General features: G+C 35.1%; 20 protein-coding genes and 1 tRNA gene. 5 read left to right on the forward strand and 16 right to left on the reverse strand.

Going from position 1 to position 18,466, the window contains the following annotated elements:
• Positions 1-1,236 (forward strand): aminopeptidase, encoded by a 1,236-nt coding sequence (locus tag PECL_RS05935; RefSeq protein WP_014215668.1) that lies wholly within the window; start codon positions 1-3, stop codon positions 1,234-1,236.
• 132 nt (positions 1,237-1,368) lie between these two features.
• Here PECL_RS05935 and PECL_RS05940 read toward each other — a convergent pair.
• From PECL_RS05940 to PECL_RS05965, 6 genes are all read right to left on the reverse strand, one after another.
• Positions 1,369-1,442, reverse strand: a tRNA-Arg gene (locus PECL_RS05940).
• Positions 1,443-1,524: 82 nt separating this feature from the next.
• Positions 1,525-1,749 carry a helix-turn-helix domain-containing protein gene (locus tag PECL_RS05945; RefSeq protein WP_014215669.1) on the reverse strand — a complete coding sequence of 75 codons (225 nt, stop codon included), beginning with the start codon at positions 1,747-1,749 and terminating at the stop codon, positions 1,525-1,527.
• 113 nt (positions 1,750-1,862) lie between these two features.
• Positions 1,863-2,081: a hypothetical protein gene (locus PECL_RS05950; protein WP_014215670.1), complete on the reverse strand. Its 219-nt coding sequence runs from the start codon at positions 2,079-2,081 to the stop codon at positions 1,863-1,865.
• 50 nt (positions 2,082-2,131) lie between these two features.
• Entirely contained in the window at positions 2,132-3,163 is a 1,032-nt protein-coding gene (locus PECL_RS05955; RefSeq protein ID WP_014215671.1) for an LCP family protein, read from the reverse strand.
• 79 nt (positions 3,164-3,242) lie between these two features.
• Complete coding sequence (locus tag PECL_RS05960; RefSeq protein WP_014215672.1) at positions 3,243-4,565, reverse strand: DEAD/DEAH box helicase; 1,323 nt, start codon at positions 4,563-4,565, stop codon at positions 3,243-3,245.
• Between the two features lie 5 nt (positions 4,566-4,570).
• Positions 4,571-5,578, reverse strand: a complete 1,008-nt coding sequence (locus tag PECL_RS05965; protein WP_014215673.1) for a Gfo/Idh/MocA family protein — start codon at positions 5,576-5,578, stop codon at positions 4,571-4,573.
• A gap of 165 nt (positions 5,579-5,743) precedes the next feature.
• Between PECL_RS05965 and PECL_RS05970 the strand changes: the two genes are divergently transcribed.
• Positions 5,744-6,076: a DUF4828 domain-containing protein gene (locus tag PECL_RS05970; protein WP_041534628.1), complete on the forward strand. Its 333-nt coding sequence runs from the start codon at positions 5,744-5,746 to the stop codon at positions 6,074-6,076.
• Here PECL_RS05970 and PECL_RS05975 read toward each other — a convergent pair.
• Positions 6,073-6,843, reverse strand: coding sequence for a GH25 family lysozyme (locus PECL_RS05975; RefSeq protein WP_041534629.1), 771 nt, complete (start codon positions 6,841-6,843; stop codon positions 6,073-6,075). The genes PECL_RS05970 and PECL_RS05975 overlap by 4 nt on opposite strands.
• Before the next feature lie 81 nt (positions 6,844-6,924).
• On the opposite strand from PECL_RS05975, the gene PECL_RS05980 reads away from it, so the two are divergent.
• The 3 genes from PECL_RS05980 (at position 6,925) to PECL_RS10390 (ending at position 9,346) form a co-directional block, all read left to right on the forward strand.
• Positions 6,925-8,244 (forward strand): APC family permease, encoded by a 1,320-nt coding sequence (locus tag PECL_RS05980; RefSeq protein ID WP_014215676.1) that lies wholly within the window; start codon positions 6,925-6,927, stop codon positions 8,242-8,244.
• 40 nt (positions 8,245-8,284) lie between these two features.
• Positions 8,285-8,818 carry a VanZ family protein gene (locus PECL_RS05985; protein WP_014215677.1) on the forward strand — a complete coding sequence of 178 codons (534 nt, stop codon included), beginning with the start codon at positions 8,285-8,287 and terminating at the stop codon, positions 8,816-8,818.
• A gap of 120 nt (positions 8,819-8,938) precedes the next feature.
• Positions 8,939-9,346, forward strand: coding sequence for a VanZ family protein (locus tag PECL_RS10390; protein WP_411431287.1), 408 nt, complete (start codon positions 8,939-8,941; stop codon positions 9,344-9,346).
• Between the two features lie 9 nt (positions 9,347-9,355).
• Here PECL_RS10390 and PECL_RS05995 read toward each other — a convergent pair whose 3' ends face one another.
• From PECL_RS05995 to PECL_RS06035, 9 genes are all read right to left on the reverse strand, one after another.
• Positions 9,356-10,771: an oligosaccharide flippase family protein gene (locus PECL_RS05995; RefSeq protein WP_014215680.1), complete on the reverse strand. Its 1,416-nt coding sequence runs from the start codon at positions 10,769-10,771 to the stop codon at positions 9,356-9,358.
• Positions 10,772-10,776: 5 nt separating this feature from the next.
• Entirely contained in the window at positions 10,777-11,898 is a 1,122-nt protein-coding gene (glf, locus tag PECL_RS06000; RefSeq protein ID WP_014215681.1) for a UDP-galactopyranose mutase, read from the reverse strand.
• Positions 11,899-11,918: 20 nt separating this feature from the next.
• Positions 11,919-13,079 carry a CDP-glycerol--glycerophosphate glycerophosphotransferase gene (locus tag PECL_RS06005; protein WP_014215682.1) on the reverse strand — a complete coding sequence of 387 codons (1,161 nt, stop codon included), beginning with the start codon at positions 13,077-13,079 and terminating at the stop codon, positions 11,919-11,921.
• Positions 13,080-13,101: 22 nt separating this feature from the next.
• Entirely contained in the window at positions 13,102-14,352 is a 1,251-nt protein-coding gene (locus tag PECL_RS06010) for a polymerase (protein ID WP_014215683.1), read from the reverse strand.
• Positions 14,353-14,424: 72 nt separating this feature from the next.
• Positions 14,425-15,351, reverse strand: a complete 927-nt coding sequence (locus PECL_RS06015; protein ID WP_014215684.1) for a glycosyltransferase — start codon at positions 15,349-15,351, stop codon at positions 14,425-14,427.
• Positions 15,352-15,400: 49 nt separating this feature from the next.
• Positions 15,401-16,075, reverse strand: coding sequence for a sugar transferase (locus tag PECL_RS06020; RefSeq protein ID WP_014215685.1), 675 nt, complete (start codon positions 16,073-16,075; stop codon positions 15,401-15,403).
• 84 nt (positions 16,076-16,159) lie between these two features.
• Positions 16,160-16,945, reverse strand: a complete 786-nt coding sequence (locus PECL_RS06025; RefSeq protein WP_014215686.1) for a tyrosine-protein phosphatase — start codon at positions 16,943-16,945, stop codon at positions 16,160-16,162.
• Positions 16,945-17,682: a CpsD/CapB family tyrosine-protein kinase gene (locus PECL_RS06030; RefSeq protein WP_014215687.1), complete on the reverse strand. Its 738-nt coding sequence runs from the start codon at positions 17,680-17,682 to the stop codon at positions 16,945-16,947. Before PECL_RS06030 ends, PECL_RS06025 begins: the two co-directional genes overlap by 1 nt.
• Positions 17,683-17,685: 3 nt before the next feature.
• Complete coding sequence (locus PECL_RS06035) at positions 17,686-18,465, reverse strand: YveK family protein (RefSeq protein ID WP_014215688.1); 780 nt, start codon at positions 18,463-18,465, stop codon at positions 17,686-17,688.
• Between the last annotated feature and the right edge of the window lies 1 nt (position 18,466).

The following is an 18,466-nucleotide window of genomic DNA, read 5'->3' on the forward strand; positions in this document are numbered from 1 at the left end:
ATGATTTTATCTGAATTAGAACAAAATCTATTAAAATATGCAAAACTAATTACTGAGGTTGGCATTAACGTTCAACCTGGTCAAAAGGTTATCATTTATGCATCCGTAACGCAAAAAAAATTAGTTGATTTCATCACTTCAAATGCTTATCAATTAGGTGCTGAAGAAGTCCTTATCGAATGGCATGACATCGAAGCCACTAAGCAATTATTATTAAACGCTTCTGTTGATACTTTAAAACGAATTCCTCAATATATTTCAGATAAGTGGAGAACTATTGCAGATGAACGCGTTTCCCGTATTAGTATCATTTCCGACGATCCTAACGCCCTTGTTGATATTCCAGCAGAAAAGATATCTGCATATCAGAATGCTCGAACACTTTCTCAACGGCCCATTATGGAAGTGACTACTAATAATGATATTAGCTGGTTAGTAGTTGCTGCTGCAGACGTTGAATGGGCAGAACTAGTATATCCTAACCTGAAAGGAATGGAAGCAGTTAATTGTCTTTGGAGAGAAATCTTTAAGACAACTCTTGTTGACCGTCCAGATCCGATTATAGCTTGGAAAGAAAAAGTAAAAGATTTAAGTTTACACGCAAAATGGCTTAACGATCAAAACTTCGATCATTTAAAATACACTGCACCTGGTACTGATCTAACGGTTGGACTTCCGGAAGGACATATTTGGGAAGCTGCGGATTCAACAGATGCTCAAGGTAATGTGTTTGTCGCTAATATTCCAACGGAGGAAGTCTTCACAGCACCTGATAATCGCAGAATCGACGGAACGCTCTCTTCCACTAAGCCGCTAAGTTATAGTGGAAAAATAATCGAGGGGATTCACTTGACCTTCCGTAATGGTCGCGTTGTAGAAGGTATCGCTGATCAGGGTAATGAAACACTTCAACATATCCTAGACACGGACGACGGAACTAGATCCTTAGGCGAAATTTCTCTCGTACCGGATGATTCACCAATTTCAAATTCAAATATCACTTTTTTTAGCACCCTATTTGATGAAAATGCATCTGATCATGTTGCCCTCGGGGAAGCATATCCATTCACAATTAAAGGCGGAACTAATTGGAATGTTGATGAATTGAGAAAACATGGTATGAACGTCAGTCGTAACCATGTTGACTTTATGATTGGATCTAAACAGATGAACATTGATGGTATAAAAAAAGATGGTACAGTTGTTCCAATTTTTAGAGATGGTAATTGGGCGTAGACCAAGCACACCATGTTAATTTATAAATAACCATAATAAAAGAGCTATAATCAGACTAATTCTACTAAACTAGAATTACTGCCACTTAGGCTACAGCTCTTTTTTCTTTGATCATAAGTACACAACTTAATATGTTCCCGGTGGGACTTGAACCCACAACCTATCGCTTAGGAGGCGATTGCTCTATCCAGTTGAGCCACGAGAACCTAACTATTTAATTTTGCCATTCAATCGAGCAGATGTAAAGTAATAAAAAAAGTTATCGTTAAATTCGATAACTTTTTTGTGTTATTTTTTTAAATCGGAACGTTTCACGCCTGTTACAGCTTCCATCCCTTCACGGGTAACAATTAGTTGTTTGCCAAACTTACGAATTGTTCCTTCGGGAAAGCGTTGTGGGTATTTATTATAGATTGTACGAACGTAATCTTTTTGTTTTCCCCATTCTAAACTGGCTTCGCGACTACCAATTAGTTCCTCTGTATTAATATCAAGTTTGAGCTTTTTTGCCATCTTAATCTCTCCTAAATCTATGCTTTTTCTCTCTTTATGATGTGTCAAAAATTTAATATAAAATTTTGACACATGTCATTATACAACAAAACTAGCAAGATTTTATCCTCTATTTACTTTTCAACCTTATTGGCTTCAGTCTTACGAATCACAATTCGCCCGTGTAAATCATGAAGTTCTTCTGACCTTGAGTCAGAAACACTCTCAGGATTTATTTCAATTAAAATTGAATTTTCGTAAACTTTTCCAATTGTCCCTTCAAATCCTTGGGGCAATAAATCCGTTTTCTTCACTGTGACGCTATCGCCAACTTCAAAATTTGTTTTTGCCATTTAAAACGTCCTCCTTTATCGGTAATACCTATCATACTACAAAATTACATTTAATTTCCTGCATTAACATTTGCCTGCTCAACATTAGAATTACTATCACTGTTAGCAACTGAGCCACTCAATGCCGCGTCTCCTGTTTTTGCTTTTGGAAGGCTCAGGCCATCACGAATGAAGTCTGTCACACGTTGTAATTCCGTTGTAGGCATAATTTCCATTGATTGACCATTAACCATTTGTCCGTGACCTTGCGCATGAGTTTCACTTACGTTTTTCAAAGCTCCACGATAATTTTGCGCCAAGCTAACCAGGTTATTAAAGGTTAAATCAGTTTGAGTTTGACTAGATATAGACTGAATAAAATCTTTGTTTAATAATGCTGAAATCGAGCCACTCTTACCAACAATTGCCATTAAAACTTGTCTTTGCCGTGTTTGTCGACCGTAATCATTTTGAGGGTCATCATATCGCATTCTAGAATATGCTAAAGCCTTGGCACCGTTCATATGCGTCTTTTCGCCCTTAGTAAATGTAAATCCTTCATACTTAAAGCTTAGGGTTGGCGAAATATCAACACCGCCAACCTCATTAACTACTTTTTCCATACCGCCCATGTTAATCAATGCATAAAAATCGATTGGAATATTAAAAACATCCTGAACAGTATTAATAGCAGTACCAGCTTTACCAAAAGCATATGCGGCATTAATCTTAGATGGGGACTCTTTTTCGTATCCAGGGATCGTGACAGCTGTATCACGGGGAACGCTCGTGATTGTTGTTTTATTAGTTTGAGGATTGATTGTTACAACCATCATGCTGTCTGTGCGACCTTTATAAGACCTCCCAAGTGCTCCGGTGTCAGTTCCTAATAATAAAATTGAAATTGGTTTCTTTTGACTTATTTCATTATTTACATCGCGTTGCTTCTTAATACCAGCACTTTGATAGGAATTACCCACCGCGTTCTTTATGGATTGATACTTATGAACTCCAAAAACTATACCGAAAACAAGTAAAATACCTAAAATAATCAAAATTGAATTTCGCACTGGATGAGTTTTTTTATAATTTTCTCTTCTCAAAACACCAACCTACCTTTCAAAAACATTCTACACGACTTGAGAGAGCTTTCGCGGGTAGTTACTTACCCTTATAAATATCTTAGGAATCTTTTAGATTTCTTTTATGTCTCAATCCCATTCTCTTAGAGTGTTTTTTCTTTCCTTTTTTCCCTCTAACCGGGGTTTCTGGTTTGTTAACAATTTTATTTTGAGATTTGTTTTGGTTATTTGCTTTGCCAACCTTTGTACTTGGTGTTTTTGTTTTAGTTGTAATTTCCTTTTCTTTATTAACAGAATTACGATCAATTACCTTTTTTTCAAACGGAACAATTTGCTTTTCATCCACCATCATCCTACTGAAGCTCAAATTTAGCTTTTGAACAATTTTCCTTAAATCCCGAATATCATGGTCATTACCAAAGCTTAATACAAAACCGCTCTTACCCATTCTGCCGGTTCTTCCCATTCGGTGTGTATACGTTGTAATATTTTGTGGAATATCAAAATTAATAACGGCAGGTAAATCTTCAATATCAAGTCCCCGGGCTGCCACATCAGTTACCATGAGATATTTAAGCTCTCCTTTGCGGAATTTTCTTAGCATACTTGCACGATCGGTTTGAACCTGATGCCCAGCAATTTTGCCAACCGAAACACCCTCATGTTTTAGCATGGAGTTAACTTTTTCCAACGATGAAACATGGTTAAAAAATACTAGTGCTTGAAATTTTTTTATTCTCTGTAAGGTTCGTAGCCAACGAACTTTGCTATTCAAATCGTTAGCTGCAAACCACCCATGTGTTACATCTCCACGTGTATCGTCTTCTTCTCTAACGTCAACAACTTCTGGATCGATGTTAAACCATTCGTTTAAATCCTCTAAAAACGTTTGATTCATGGTGGCTGAGAAGAATCCAAACTGAAGATCACTTTGTAAATTATCTTCAATGGCCTGAATATCTACTAATGTATCTCCAGTTAAAAGTTGATCTGCCTCATCAATCACAAGAGCAGAAATTTCTGACACTTTTAAACGTTTTTCGTCAATCATTGTTTTTATTCGACCAGGTGTCCCTACTACAATCTCAGGTTTGGTTTTGAGTCTTTCGATTTGCCGTTGCATATTAGCGCCACCGGTAACAGACGTCACTTTTAACTTGATCAATGTCCCCCATTCACGCACCACTTCAGTTGTTTGAATGGCAAGTTCTTGCGAAGGAGCGATAATCAAAAGCTGTGTACCATTACCTGGGATTATTTTTTCTAGAAGTGGAAGTACAAACGCTACTGTTTTCCCTGAACCAGTTGGCGATAATCCTATTACCGACTCTCCATCCCTTAGCTTCTGCTCCACACGCTTCTGAATCAACGTTTGTTGTTCAAAACCCTTTTCAGTAAAATGCTGTTTAAATATATCATTCATGTAATTTAATCCTTATCTTCCTCGCCGGTAAAATATAATCCAGCATTTTGCCGTAAATTAAACATTAATTTATTAACATTTCGGCTTAATTGAAGCCATTCATAATATTTATTTTGATTTTTCTCATCATCAAAATGGTTGATAACATCTGCGAAATCTTGGGCCTCTGCAACCATTGGATTTTTCTCGGGCTTTGTACCAATTTCAGTAAACTCACCACGTTCATCGTATAATCGAATACTATTCAATTCAGCCGCGTTATCCATTACAATCGTGTCCTTCAGTCCATAAATCTCGGACTGTACATACGAATTGGCAATCTTCCCAATATTAAGTGTTACATCAAACTGTGGATAACGTAAGATCGCGGTTCCCTTACCATCAACCCTAGTTCTTATCTTTTGTGGAAAGTAAGCCACCTCTTCAGGCATCCCAAACCAAGCAACTGCATCATAAACCACATAAACGCCTAGATCCTGCAAAGCGCCACCAGCAAAATCTAAGGAGAAAATATTAGGTTCCTCACCATTTAAAACAGCATCATACCTACTGGAATATTTGGCATAGGTAAGTGAAGCCCCCTGCACAACATCAAAATTATTAATTGCGTGTTGTACTACTTTAAAGTTTGGCTCATGCACATGTCTAGCTGCCTCGAACAACTTAGCCTTAGGATAATCTTTCAAGGCACTCTCCAACTTTCTCCACTGAGTTGGATTAACCACGATTGGTTTTTCTACAATTGTGATCTTTTCATGTTGTATTGCATCTAACGCTTGCTCAAAATGTAAACTATTGGGCGATGCAATATAAACTGCATCAAAGTTTCCGTCCAAAAAAAACTTAGTTAAATCATCAAAAAATTCTGATGCTCCTAATAAATCACCAAAATCATGGGCCTTTTGTATAGTTCGTGAATACACGGAACTTAATTGCCATTCATTTGTTTCATGTGCTGCATCAATAAACTGTTTTGTAATCCAGTTAGTACCAATAATTCCAAGTCTCAACATGTTAAATACCTCCATTTTTCTTCCATATTCTATTTTACATTAAATTTATAGCATTACGAAAACATTTCAATTATTAAAACTGTATAAATTCAGTTCTTTTACTTTCTTCATGACCATTAACAATGATATATTATGCATATCATAAGTATAGAAGGAGTGTTGCACATGGTCTGGCGCCGAATCAGTTTAAACAAGTTATTTTCTGAAAATCGTACAGAAGAAGCACCCGAGCCCGTAAGCCCCTTCTTCTATGCGGGTACATGGGTATATCAAGATAATTCAACTAACCGAAAACATCAATTTGAAATTCAACCGAATTATGATGTCTACCTTGATAAACAATTAATCAAAACACAGGTAGAAAGCGTTACACCATCTCGTTTGATTTTAATCGATAACTTTGGCTTCAAAATAGTTATCAGAACTAACGGTCGTAGTCCTATCAGTATTTTTGACGAGGCTAATGACGAAACATATGCTATCATTGATTCTCTCTAATTAGAAAAGTCTCTCCACATTTCTTTATTCCCACTGAAGTATGATTCGGGTAATGTTAATTGTTCTCCGTCATTTTCATATCTTCGATCATCGAACTGCACTAGTTTAATATTTTTAACTGCTTTACCCACATGCGTTGTGACAATCCAAAACGGAGTTTGTCTAACGTATTTTTTGTATAATTTTTTGTAGATATCGGGTGTGGTTTTTATAATTACCGCTTGTCCATAGTAATTCGCGAGCAATCGAATTAACTTCACAACCTGTGGTCCTTGTTTCTGCCACCTAACATTATTTGCATTGAAATCACCGTAATATTCAATATTAATTGCGATTGGCAAAGTTCCAATGTTATTTTTCAGTTTAGATTTAAAAAAATCAAATTGTTTTTGTGCATCCTTTTGAAATCCAAATGAGTGTATAACCCCAACTGGTACATTCACTCCTTGAATTCTCTGATAATTCCCGTTGAAGGAATCATCTAAATATGTAGCTCCTGTTGTTGCTGTCAGATACACAAAGTCAACATTTTTTTGCTGTAACTGTTGAAAATCAACTGTTCCATCATCCTGATTAAGTGTCACGCCATGCGTAGAATAATTATTTAACCGCGCCTCTTCTTCTTTTTGAAATGAGGCATACTTCATAATACCGCCAACCAATATAGTTCCTACTAAAATAACAGCCAAAATTACCACTATTCGTTTACGCCATAGAATCCCTTGATTAAACTTAGGTCTGCTCTGTGATCTGTTCTTGCTGTTCATCACACAACCTCCTTGTTGTTATTGTATCCTATTTGATATAATTATCGAACCTAATTATATAAGAAGAGAGAATATATTGAGATGCAAAACGTTAAACTAGAACGGAACATTGGACTTTTTTCAGCGTTCTCCACAGTTATGGGAACTGTAATTGGTGCTGGAGTCTTCTTTAAAGTCGCCAGTGTTACAGGCAGTACACATTCAGCAGGAATGTCGTTATTAGCTTGGTTTATTGGGGGATTATTAAGCATTTGTGGTGGATTAACCAGCGCCGAACTAGCTGCAGCCATTCCTGAGACCGGTGGCGCTATTAAATATCTTGAAGTTGCATATGGAAAGCTACCGGGGTTTCTTTTAGGTTGGGCTCAGGTTCTAATCTATTTTCCGGCAAACATAGCCGCACTTTCAATAATTTTTGGAACTCAATTCGTTAATTTATTTCATTTATCAACCTTTTGGCTATTACCAATTGCAATAATCACGGGAGCTTCGCTAACTATAATTAACCTTTTAGGTTCAAAGTACGGTGCACGTCTCCAATCGCTTACTTTAATCATTAAGTTGATCCCAATTGCTGTGATTATTCTTTTTGGATTGATATCCCACGGATCAGCCTCAATATCATTCTTTCCCAGCTCCACTAGTACTTCCAATAACATTCTTGTTGGCTTCAGCGGAGGCCTACTCGCAACTATGTTTGCTTACGATGGCTGGTTAGGAATTGGCACCATCGCTGGTGAAATGAAAAGCCCTAAGAAAGATTTACCCAAAGCGATTGGTTGGGGTTTATTCGGCATTATGGTTGTTTATTTACTCGTTAACTTCATTTTCCTGAAAACCTTACCGATCAACCAGCTTGCTGGAAATTTAAACGCCGCCTCTCTCGCTTCAAAACACATATTTGGGGCATTGGGAGGAAAAATCGTTACAATCGGTATTCTCATTTCAGTCTATGGTGCTATTAACGGTTATACAATGACTGGGATGCGAGTTCCCTTCGCGATGGCAACGGAAGATTCCTTACCTATGAGTCATTTATTAAAGAAAATCTCCTTAAAAACTTATGTTCCTTATAATGCCGGTTTACTTCAAATAACGATTGCAATTCTCATGATGTTAATTGGTTCCTTTGACCTATTAACTGATATGTTAGTTTTTGTCATGTGGATTTTTAATGTTCTTATTTTTCTTGCGGTAATTAAACTCCGTCATCAACAACCAGAACTAGAACGCCCTTATCAGGTTCCTTTATATCCAATAGTTCCAATTTTAGCAATCATCGGTGGTTTTTTTATTCTAATCACAACAATTATCACCCAAACACTACTCGCCATAATCGGAATTATTATAACTTTGTTAGGAATACCGGTTTACTACCTATCCAAACACAAAAACAATTAAACTGAACACTAGTTATTTTTTATTAAGGGGGGGATTCATTTTGCAAAATTCAATTCAACAGTACGTACCATTTTTGATTCTACTCTTTCTAGTTATCATAAGTATTGTTAGAATCATTGGACATAACCCTAAACTAGTCAATACGATCGTTTTTGGTAGTTTAGGAGTTTATCTTATTTGCGTATTTTGGTTAATTTTCACCCCAGGATTGTATTATTTAGGCGACACCTATTACATGCGCTATTTTTGGTTTGGGACCGCGAAAATTGTTTATGTGCCTGCTGGCCTAACTTCAGAGGGAAGTATTATGAATATGATCATGACACTACCAGCAGGTGTTTATCTAAGGCTACTTTTACCTAATAAAGTTAATAAGATACCTATCGTCTTCATGCTTGCGATTTCAATTGGTTTATTTAATGAAGGCGGACAATTTATCCTCGATTTATTAGTTAACATCCAAAGAACTGTAGACATTACAGATGTTATTACTAACAGTATTGGTGTGATTTTGGGATGGGGAATTGCATTTTTAATTCGACTCAAACATGTTGATTTATGGAAGAAGGGATAACATGGTTTCTCAATATCTGCCATTTATTGGATTTTCTATAATTACATTAGCCGCATTACTGTATTCTATAAAAAAGAGTTCTAGAGAGAAAAACACTATTTTTTCCTGTGCATATATCTTATTTGTGTTTGGTGGTTAATCTATCAGCCTCATGAGTTGTTTGGAAATGATCTCTACCTAAAACATTACTTTTATTTTCACTCAGCAAAAATTGTCTACGAACCTGCAGGACTGACAAGCTCTGGCGCATTCTTAAACATAGCAATGACAATCCCTGGAGGAATATTTTTAAACTTATTATTCAAGGAACATCTTAACTGGTTTTCCATATTATTAATATCCATACTTGTTGGATTCTTTAATGAATCTACTCAATTCATCTTCGATCAATATCTCAATCTAAAAAGAACCGTGGATATTACTGATGTCATGACCAACGCGACTGGCATTATGATTGGGTATATATGTGCTAAACATGGAATTTCAGCTTCATCAAAAAGAATCAATCGTGGTAACACCCACGATTGATTCTTTTTGTTATCTACCTAATATACTCTTTGCTTTTTTTAAAATACTTGCTTTCATTATTATTAATAATAATAAATAAACCACAATACCGATAATAATTTCTAAAACAATCATTATCCATTTTTCTGGAAGAATATAGTTTGCAATGATAGTAACGGCAAACATCATAGCTCCCGCAATAATGTACTTATCGGTTTCTTTAAATAATTTTTTCAAATTAAGTTGTTCCCTAATAATATAAAGTTGATATCCGGTAACAACAAATTCTGATATAACTGTAGAAAGAGTTGCACCTTCGGCCCCCCACATTATAATAAATGGAACATTAATTATAATGTTTACTATTGCTCCAAGAACTACTGAAGTTGTAAATGCTCTATTTTGATTAGTTGGTAACAAATACTGGGTTCCCACCGCATTACTCCAAGCAATCAATAGAATTACAACCGATTCAATCATCATTAAGGGGATTACTGATAGAAATTTATCGGTAAAAAACAACGGAACAAATTTGGGGGCAATAGCTGCCATTCCGAACATCATTAGCGTTGCCAACGCAGTGACAAATGAAAAACTACCATATAAATATTCTTTAGTTTTTTCAGTTTGCCCTTTCATAAACGCATTTGCAACGTGAGGCAGCATCACTGTCCCTGTTGCAGTAACCAAAGCTAATACCATTTTTATCATTTTATCGGACTGATCAAAATATCCTGCCGATTGGACAGATGTCATAGCCCCTAGCATTGTTTTATTAACAACTAAATAAATTTGTGTCGCAATTTGTGGCACAAATAAAACTAATGAAGGTCTAAAATGCTTCCAAATATTTAATTTCTTAAACCTTAACTTACCTACATATCGCTTCAAATTAGGAAATAATGTCATGTTTCCAATTAATAAGGACAATGAAAGTATTAAAATATACGCCGTTAAATCACTGTAGGATTTAACGAAAACAAAGATACTAATCAATGTGATAATTTTGACGATAAAATTTCTTATCACCGTGACACCAAAATTTTCAACACCCATAAAAAACCAAGATACATCAAAGGCAGCAGCAATGATTGAAATAGACTGAGCAAGATAATACGTATGGTATTTCCCGGTCATAACAAGAAATATTAAAAAAGCAACGTATGCCAGAACTATGGTCATTAAACGCATTAAAAAAACTTCATAAAAAGTATTAGTTACCCTTTCCTTATCATCACGTACAAACGCTACTTGTCTGTTACCATAAAGATTAACACCAATGCTTCCAAACAAAATAAAATACTGAATAATTGAATTAGTAAAAGCGTTTATTCCCACTCCGGTAGGTCCTAAGACACGAGCTAAATAAGGCGTAGTTATTAACGGAACTAATAGAATAAACACCTGATATGAAGCGTTATATAAATAGTTTTTAACAACCTGCATTTTACTTATTTATCTCCAAATTCGTGTTCAACAGACTGTAAAGCGGCCATAATAGTTTGATCCATATTATAATATCTATACTGTCCAAGTCGTCCACCAAACAAAACATTTGGTGCCTTTTCTTTTGCTAAACCAACATATTTGGTATATAGTTCCTTATTCCTTTTATTATTAATTGGATAATAAGGTTCATCGCCTCTATGCCAATCCTTCGGATATTCTCGTGTTACAACTGTTTTTCCCTTGGTTCCTTTTCCAAATTCAAAATGTTTATGCTCAATAATTCTAGTATACGGTGTTTCAGCATCAGTATAATTCACAACTGCGTTCCCCTGAAAATCATCAACATCCTTAATCTCCGTATCAAAACGTAAACTTCTGTACTCAAGTTCTCCAATTTCATAATCAAAGAATTGATCAATCATTCCAGTAAAAATTATTTTAGCGTCCGAATTAAGGTAGTCTTCTTTGTTATCAAAGAAATCAACACCGGTTTCAACACTAATTAATTCGTGATCCAATAATTTTTCGATAATAGGAGTATACCCACCAATTGGAATGCCTTGATATGGGTCATTGAAGTAATTATTATCATATGTAAATCTTACAGGTAGACGGCGGATGATGAATGCTGGAAGATCTGTGGCAGATTGCCCCCATTGCTTCTCTGTATACCCTTTAACCAGCTTTTGATATACATCAGGGCCAACAAGTGAAATTGCTTGTTCTTCTAAATTCTTGGGAGCTCCGTCCAAATTTATACTTTTTTTCTGCTCTTCAATTTTAGCCCTAGCTTCATCAGGAGTTATAACTCCCCAGAGTTTGTTAAAAGTATACATATTGAATGGCATACTAAAAATTTCACCGTTATAATTAGCAATTACATTGTTTGTATAGTTATTAAATTCAGCGAATTGATTTATATAGTCCCAAATTTTCTTCATACTTGTATGAAAAATATGAGCACCATATTGATGAACCTGAATTCCTTCAATTTCTTTTGTATAAATGTTTCCGCCTATATGGTCTCTTTTCTCAATCACTTTAACTTTATGTCCGCGTTTTGCTGCTTCGTGTGCAAAGACCGAACCAAATAGGCCAGAGCCTATAATTAAATATTCCTGCATTTTTCCACCTCAAATTAAAATTATTTCTTGCCAAATAGTGCTTCAACACATCTTTCTGTTGCGTGTCCATTAGTATAGTTCATAAATCTTCCAATCATTTCATCAAAATCTTCTTCACTCTGGTCAAAGAACTTTGACTTCAACCTATCTAAAACCTGTTCTTCATTCTTCAAGACACCACCAGGGTAAACTTTTTCAGGGTCAAAATAAAATCCTCTTTCTTTTTTGTACTCATCATAATCATAACCAAAGCAGATGAAGGGTTTTCGTAACAATAAATAATCAAATACGATTGACGAATAATCAGTTATTAAAACATCTGTAATTTCTAGTAATTCATTTAACTTAGTATATTTAGAAAAGTCAAAAATGAAATCATTAAACTCAACATTTAACATTTTTGTGGTTCTGTCATGAGCACGGAGTAGAACCACATATTCATTACCAAGTTCCTTTTCCCATTTTTTAAAATTCACTGGTAAATCGATTTGGAAATTTCTACCACCATCATTGCTATCTCTCCAAGTTGGTGCGTACAATATTACTTTTTTATCTGTTGGAATTCCTATGTCTTCTTTTAACATATCCAAATTTTTATCATTTGAATTAGTAAGTTCATCATTCCTAGGCATTCCTACCTTTAAAAATGAATTCTCAGAAGCATTCAGGGCGCTTTTATAAACACTTTCATCGTGTCTACCCGATACACATAAATAATCAATATTTGCAGAATCATAATGACCTGAATTTTTATCATCATTTCCGATTCTCTTCAATGCAACTCCATGCCAAGTATTTAAATACTTTGTACCCTTTTTTTTGAAATTTAGACTTCTTTCAATATTAATATCGGTAATCCAATATTTTGCCTTAAGGGCTGTTATAAAATATCTAAAACTATCAAATTTAACTACACGAAGACCTAAGTTTTCAAATTTTTGTGGCTCGTTAAACGCCCAGATAAAGTTATACTTTTTATATCTATCGTCTTTTTTCATATATTGGTAAATTTCATAAGGACTTCCACCAAATGAATTTCCACCATTAGCAACTACTAGAACCAGCCTTTTATCTGTATATACAAATAGTCCCAAAATTTTAAAGAATAAACTTCCACAAAAAACAAACAATTTTTTTAGAAGTAAACTGTGTTTTACAATGAATGCTAATCTTTTTTTCATATATTACCCTCCTAAAAAATTATTAAATTGTTATTTTATAATCTGAAAGGATTAACTCAAAAACACACGCTAAAAACCCAACTAATAACATGGTATGCGCAAATACTGTTGTTAAGAACAAATAAATCCAAACAATTGTGAAAATTCCAAGTTTATAATCATTTTTACTTATTGCTTTTTTCAATAAATAGAAGAAACTTACAAAAAATGAAGTAAAGAAATATACTCCCCCTTCACTAAGGATTGTCATAATAGAATTTGTATATCCTGTTTCAGAACGCGCTAGCCTCCAGAAACTTGAAAAACTTATCCTCGTTGCTATATTACCATATCCCGATCCAAAAAAAGGGTGAACCATCCACGCCTTAAATCCTGAAATGTAATCTTGCATTCTACTAGAACCGGAGGCTGACGATAATTTATTTGTCAATAACTGGTAACCAAGCGCGATCGCAATGATTGCAAAAATTGGAAACAAGATTAAACCAAATCTAAATCGATTATGCTTTACTGTATCTTCCAAGTATTCAAAAAGCTTACTCATAGTAACAACACCAAGGATCAGTAAAACACCAGTCACAGACACAGTACTTGCAATTGTAATTAAGTAAACAGCAAATCTAGATAAACTTTTTCTACCATTAATAAGATAGTCAAAGATAAAGGCAACACTCAGATTAAGACTATACATGGGAGCTTCACAAAAAATTCCAATATTTCTAAAAATAGTATGTCCAAAAACAACCGCATCGTGTTGCCACTGGAAATAAATATTAAAATAACTTGAAGTAATAACATTTCCACCCCAGTTAATTGGAAGCGAACCGGTCGGTTTAATAATCCCAGCTATAGATCCAAAAAGCCAAAAAAATAAAGAAATAATGGCCAGTATAAAAATAATATTAGAATACATTCGCAGTAATTGTTTAAAATCATTTTTTTCCTTGTACAAATGTATGTATATTACCATCAATAAAAAATAAACCACAAAAACTTGAATCAGCCCAAAAATTTTACCAGGTGAAACCAATATATATACACTAATATACAAAATCCACAAAACAGAAAAAATAATTAGTTTGCCCACTTTTGTCTCTAAACTCATTAAAGTAAGAACTCTAACAAATAATAAAGCTACTAAAATCACTGGTAGGTGGTAATTACTCATTGAAGCTGCATTAAAAACTGATTGTGTACATAAAATAATTAAAGCCACTATCAAATAATCTATCAGATGAAAAATATACCCAACCACATTTTTATTTCCATACATACTTTTTCTCCCACAACTTATAACGGTGTTCTATCAGCCCTCTTCTAAGGAGGTACACAAACTAATAATGTGTTATTGATTTTCGTCTGATACCATTTCTACCTTAGGATTAAACCAAATTCCCTTAGAAAAACCGCGTAACACTATTTTCTCTTTTCTCAACTTATTTCGCTTGGTTTTCCAAGGCGTTAGTAAAGTAAATGCCATTAATTTTAAAATATATAGTAATAACGTTTTTCGGCCTTTTTTCCTTGCAACAAAGAATCGATTTCTAAACGAATAAAAATATCTATCCATACGATCGGTTTCTTCTGCTAAGAATGCCTTAAAATTAGCATCAGCGTTGCTCTTCATCTTGTGAATTACGAGACTATCCATAACTATGTAACAATTCTCATTCATGGAAATTCGTTGAGAATAATCCGAATCATCCGCCCATACAAAAAAGTCTTTTATAGGTAATCCATACTTTCCAACAATCTTCTTAGGAACAAAGAATCCTACGAAAGACGCTTTTTCTACTTTAAGAACGTTATCCATTTCTGGGACAGTTCCTAACCAATTTTTAGCTAGTGTTGGTATGTTCATTTTACTTGCTGTCCCGTCAGTAAACCTTGCATAATTACAAAGAAAGCCAAAATCTTCATCTAACTCTTTTGCTGTCTCAGTTAACTTACCTAAAGCATCTTGCTGAACCATGGTATCGTCGTCCATTAGCCAAAAATATTTATAATTAAGCTGATAACCGTACTTTAAAGCAAAATTGTATCCACCTGCTCCACCTAAGTTTTCACCGGTATTAACATAGTGAATATTACTTGCATTTTCAAACCTTTTTACTGCTTCTGATGTTCCATCGGTACTAGCGTTATCCACAATAAGTACATCACATTGACTTTTTGAACTACTCAGATTATTAATACACTCCATTAATAAATCCTTTCGGTTAAATGTCACCACAATTGCTAAAACTTCGTTCAATTCTTGCCATCGCTCCAAATCAAAAATCCTCCTCTAAAAAATCACATAATATATATTGCTTTTTATCTTAATATGCACTATTTGGCTTTATCATAATTAAGACAGTTCTTAGTAATATCGTTATATCAAGAGCTAACGAACTTCGACTTATATATTCAATGTCCAAATCTACCATTTCTTTAAAATCAAGATCGTTTCTTCCACTAACCTGCCATAATCCAGTACAGCCGGGCTTAACAACTAATCTTTTTTTTTCATACTCCGTATATTCGGATACTTCCCTAATTAGGGGTGGTCTTGTACCAACCAAGCTCATATCTCCAATTAAAACGTTAACTAATTGTGGAAGTTCATCAATACTATGTCTTCTTATGAAATTTCCTACATGTGTAACACGCGGATCATTTTTCATTTTGAACATAGCACCATCAACTTCATTTTTTTCAGCGAGAGAGTCTAGTATCTTATCCGCATTCACAACCATAGAACGAAATTTATACATTTTAAATCTTTTACCATGTCGTCCCACTCTATACTGAAAATAGAACACAGGACCATTGACGTCCTCTTTTTTTATTGCCAAAGACACTATTAAAAAGACGGGGAATAACAATAGTAAACCTAATAAACTAGCAACAATATCAAAAGTTCTCTTGAGAAAGCGATATACAAACCGCCTACTCTGATTCTGGTACTCTTCTAAAAGAGTAAATTCATTATCTTTAATCACAATAATCACCATTAGAATCCTTTTTATTTTTAAGTCGCAATCTCTACTATCCCTCCCCGAATGAATCACTAGAAAATGCGCTACTTTATAATTAAATTAAAACAACCAAAAATGCTTCTTTTTCTCACTCAACTCCGAAATTCTCATAATACCCTCATCAGAGATTTCATCGCCATTAATAATTGCTTTGGCGTTAAAATTAAGCAACTCCATCCTACGTTCTCCATCTGACCGTTCCACCTTTTCAAAGGCTTCCTCCATTAGGAACCGTCTTCCTCTAAAATTGTGTGCGTCTGAAGAAAAAACAAAGCCAAGATTTGCTTCAATTATTTTTTCGGTCAAGGTCGTCACTTTTTTACCAAAAACATCAAGATAGCTACTACTTGTTACTTGGGTTAAGCATCCCATTTCAACAAAATCATATAGCTTATCCGGATTCTGTTGAAATCCTTGATTTCGTTCAGGATGAGCAATTACAGGAATAATCCCACGTGACAAGAGTTCAAACAATATTTTTTCTGTGTATTCGGGAATACCGTTGTGTGGCAACTCCAAGAGTAAGTATTTTCCACCCTCGTCCATAAAAAGAATATCGTCAGCATCAATTGCTGCTAATAGATCACCTGTCAAATGGACCTCCTGTCCAGGAAAAACTGTCAATGGAATATTCTCCTCATTCAATCTTTCCTGAAACTCATTTGTCTTTTGAATCACATCAACTTTATGATTCGTGTACTCTCCATCCATATGATGAGGTGTAACTAAGATATGCGAAATCCCTTGTTCAACAGCAACACGTGCAAGATCCAAAGACATCCCCATATCCTTAGATCCATCATCAACTCCAGGTAAAATATGACAATGCAGATCAATTATTCCCATTATTTGCCTCCCGTTCCATAATATCCACCGTAATTACCGCCATAATATCCAGTTGATTTCTCCGCTGTAACCCGATTCATGATAGCACCAAGTATTTTTGCATGAACAACGTCCAGTAGTTGCTTAGCATGCCGAACTCCAGCCTTATCAGCATAGCCTTGTGGCACAACTAAAATAGTACCGTCTGCCCTAGCAGCCAATACTTGTGCATCGGTAACAGTATTAACGGGTGGCGCATCAATAATTACTACATCAAACTTTTCAGATAAAGACTTCATTATTTCACCCATTCGTTCAGACCCTAGTAGTTCAGAGGGATTGGGTGGTATCGGACCACTAGTCATTATTGATAGATCCTTAATTGGCGTTTCATGAATGGCCGTATCCATATCAACATTACCACTCAATAAAGTACTAAGCCCCTTTGCATTATTTTGACTAAAAGTACGATGGACCGTTGGGCGGCGTAAGTCTGCATCAACTAATAGAATTTTCCTTCCCTGAACTGCCCATGTAACTGCCACATTGTTACTAACAGTGGATTTTCCTTCTGATGGTGCCGACGAAGTAAATACGATTGTTTTTAGTTTCTGATCAATTGCTGAAAATTTAATATTAGTTCTAATTGTCCTAAATTGTTCTGCGATAACCGAAGCGGGTTCTGTATAAGCAATTAAACCCACTCCGTTTTTTAGGCTTTCGTCATCCAATTTTCTTTTTCTATTAAATATTGACATCTGTTAGACCCTCCTTCTTGTTCGTGAAGTATCTTTGGAATCGTGTGACTTTGCATCATCAGAATTATTAGGAACGACCCGTTTCTTTAAATCTTTAACAGCAATTTCATTAACCACACCTAAACTATTTAATCCAAGTTCATCAGTTAAGAATTCTTCTGATGTTACGGTTCTATCACTCAATTCACGTAAGAATGCAAGGCCAAACCCAATAAGTAAACCAAGTATCAGTCCAGCTACAAGGTTTAACTTCGTTCGTGGGCTAACTGGTTGATCATCCGCCTGTGCCTTAGAAACCATTGATACATTATTGACACTCATGATCTTTCCAATCTTGTTTTTGAAAACTGAAGCGGTTTTGTTAGCAATTTTCGCAGCCATTTCAGGATTTGTACTTTTAGCGGTGATCGAAAACACTTGAGAATTTTGCTGGCTAGAAATAGAAATTGCCTTTTTCATTCCATTTTCTCCGGGGTAACCGGCTTGCCCGGCTAGTGAACTATCAACATCCCTTAAAACAGCTGGACTCATGATGATATCTTTGTATGTACTAATCATTTGAACATCAGCTTGAACCTGTTGAAATTGCGCCCCCTGCATTTCGGCCGGAAGCTTCCGATTGACTAAGATTTCTGTTGTCGCGCTATATTTTGGCGTCATAATAAAAAAAGTCACCAATACTGATAATAAAGTCACAATAACTGTACTAGCAGCAATCAATCCGATGTGACGCCTTAAAGTTGATAAAACTTGTCCGATACTTATTTGTTGTTCAGTTTCCATT

The organism is Pediococcus claussenii ATCC BAA-344, from assembly GCF_000237995.1.
Taxonomy (GTDB): Bacteria; Bacillota; Bacilli; order Lactobacillales; family Lactobacillaceae; genus Pediococcus; species Pediococcus claussenii.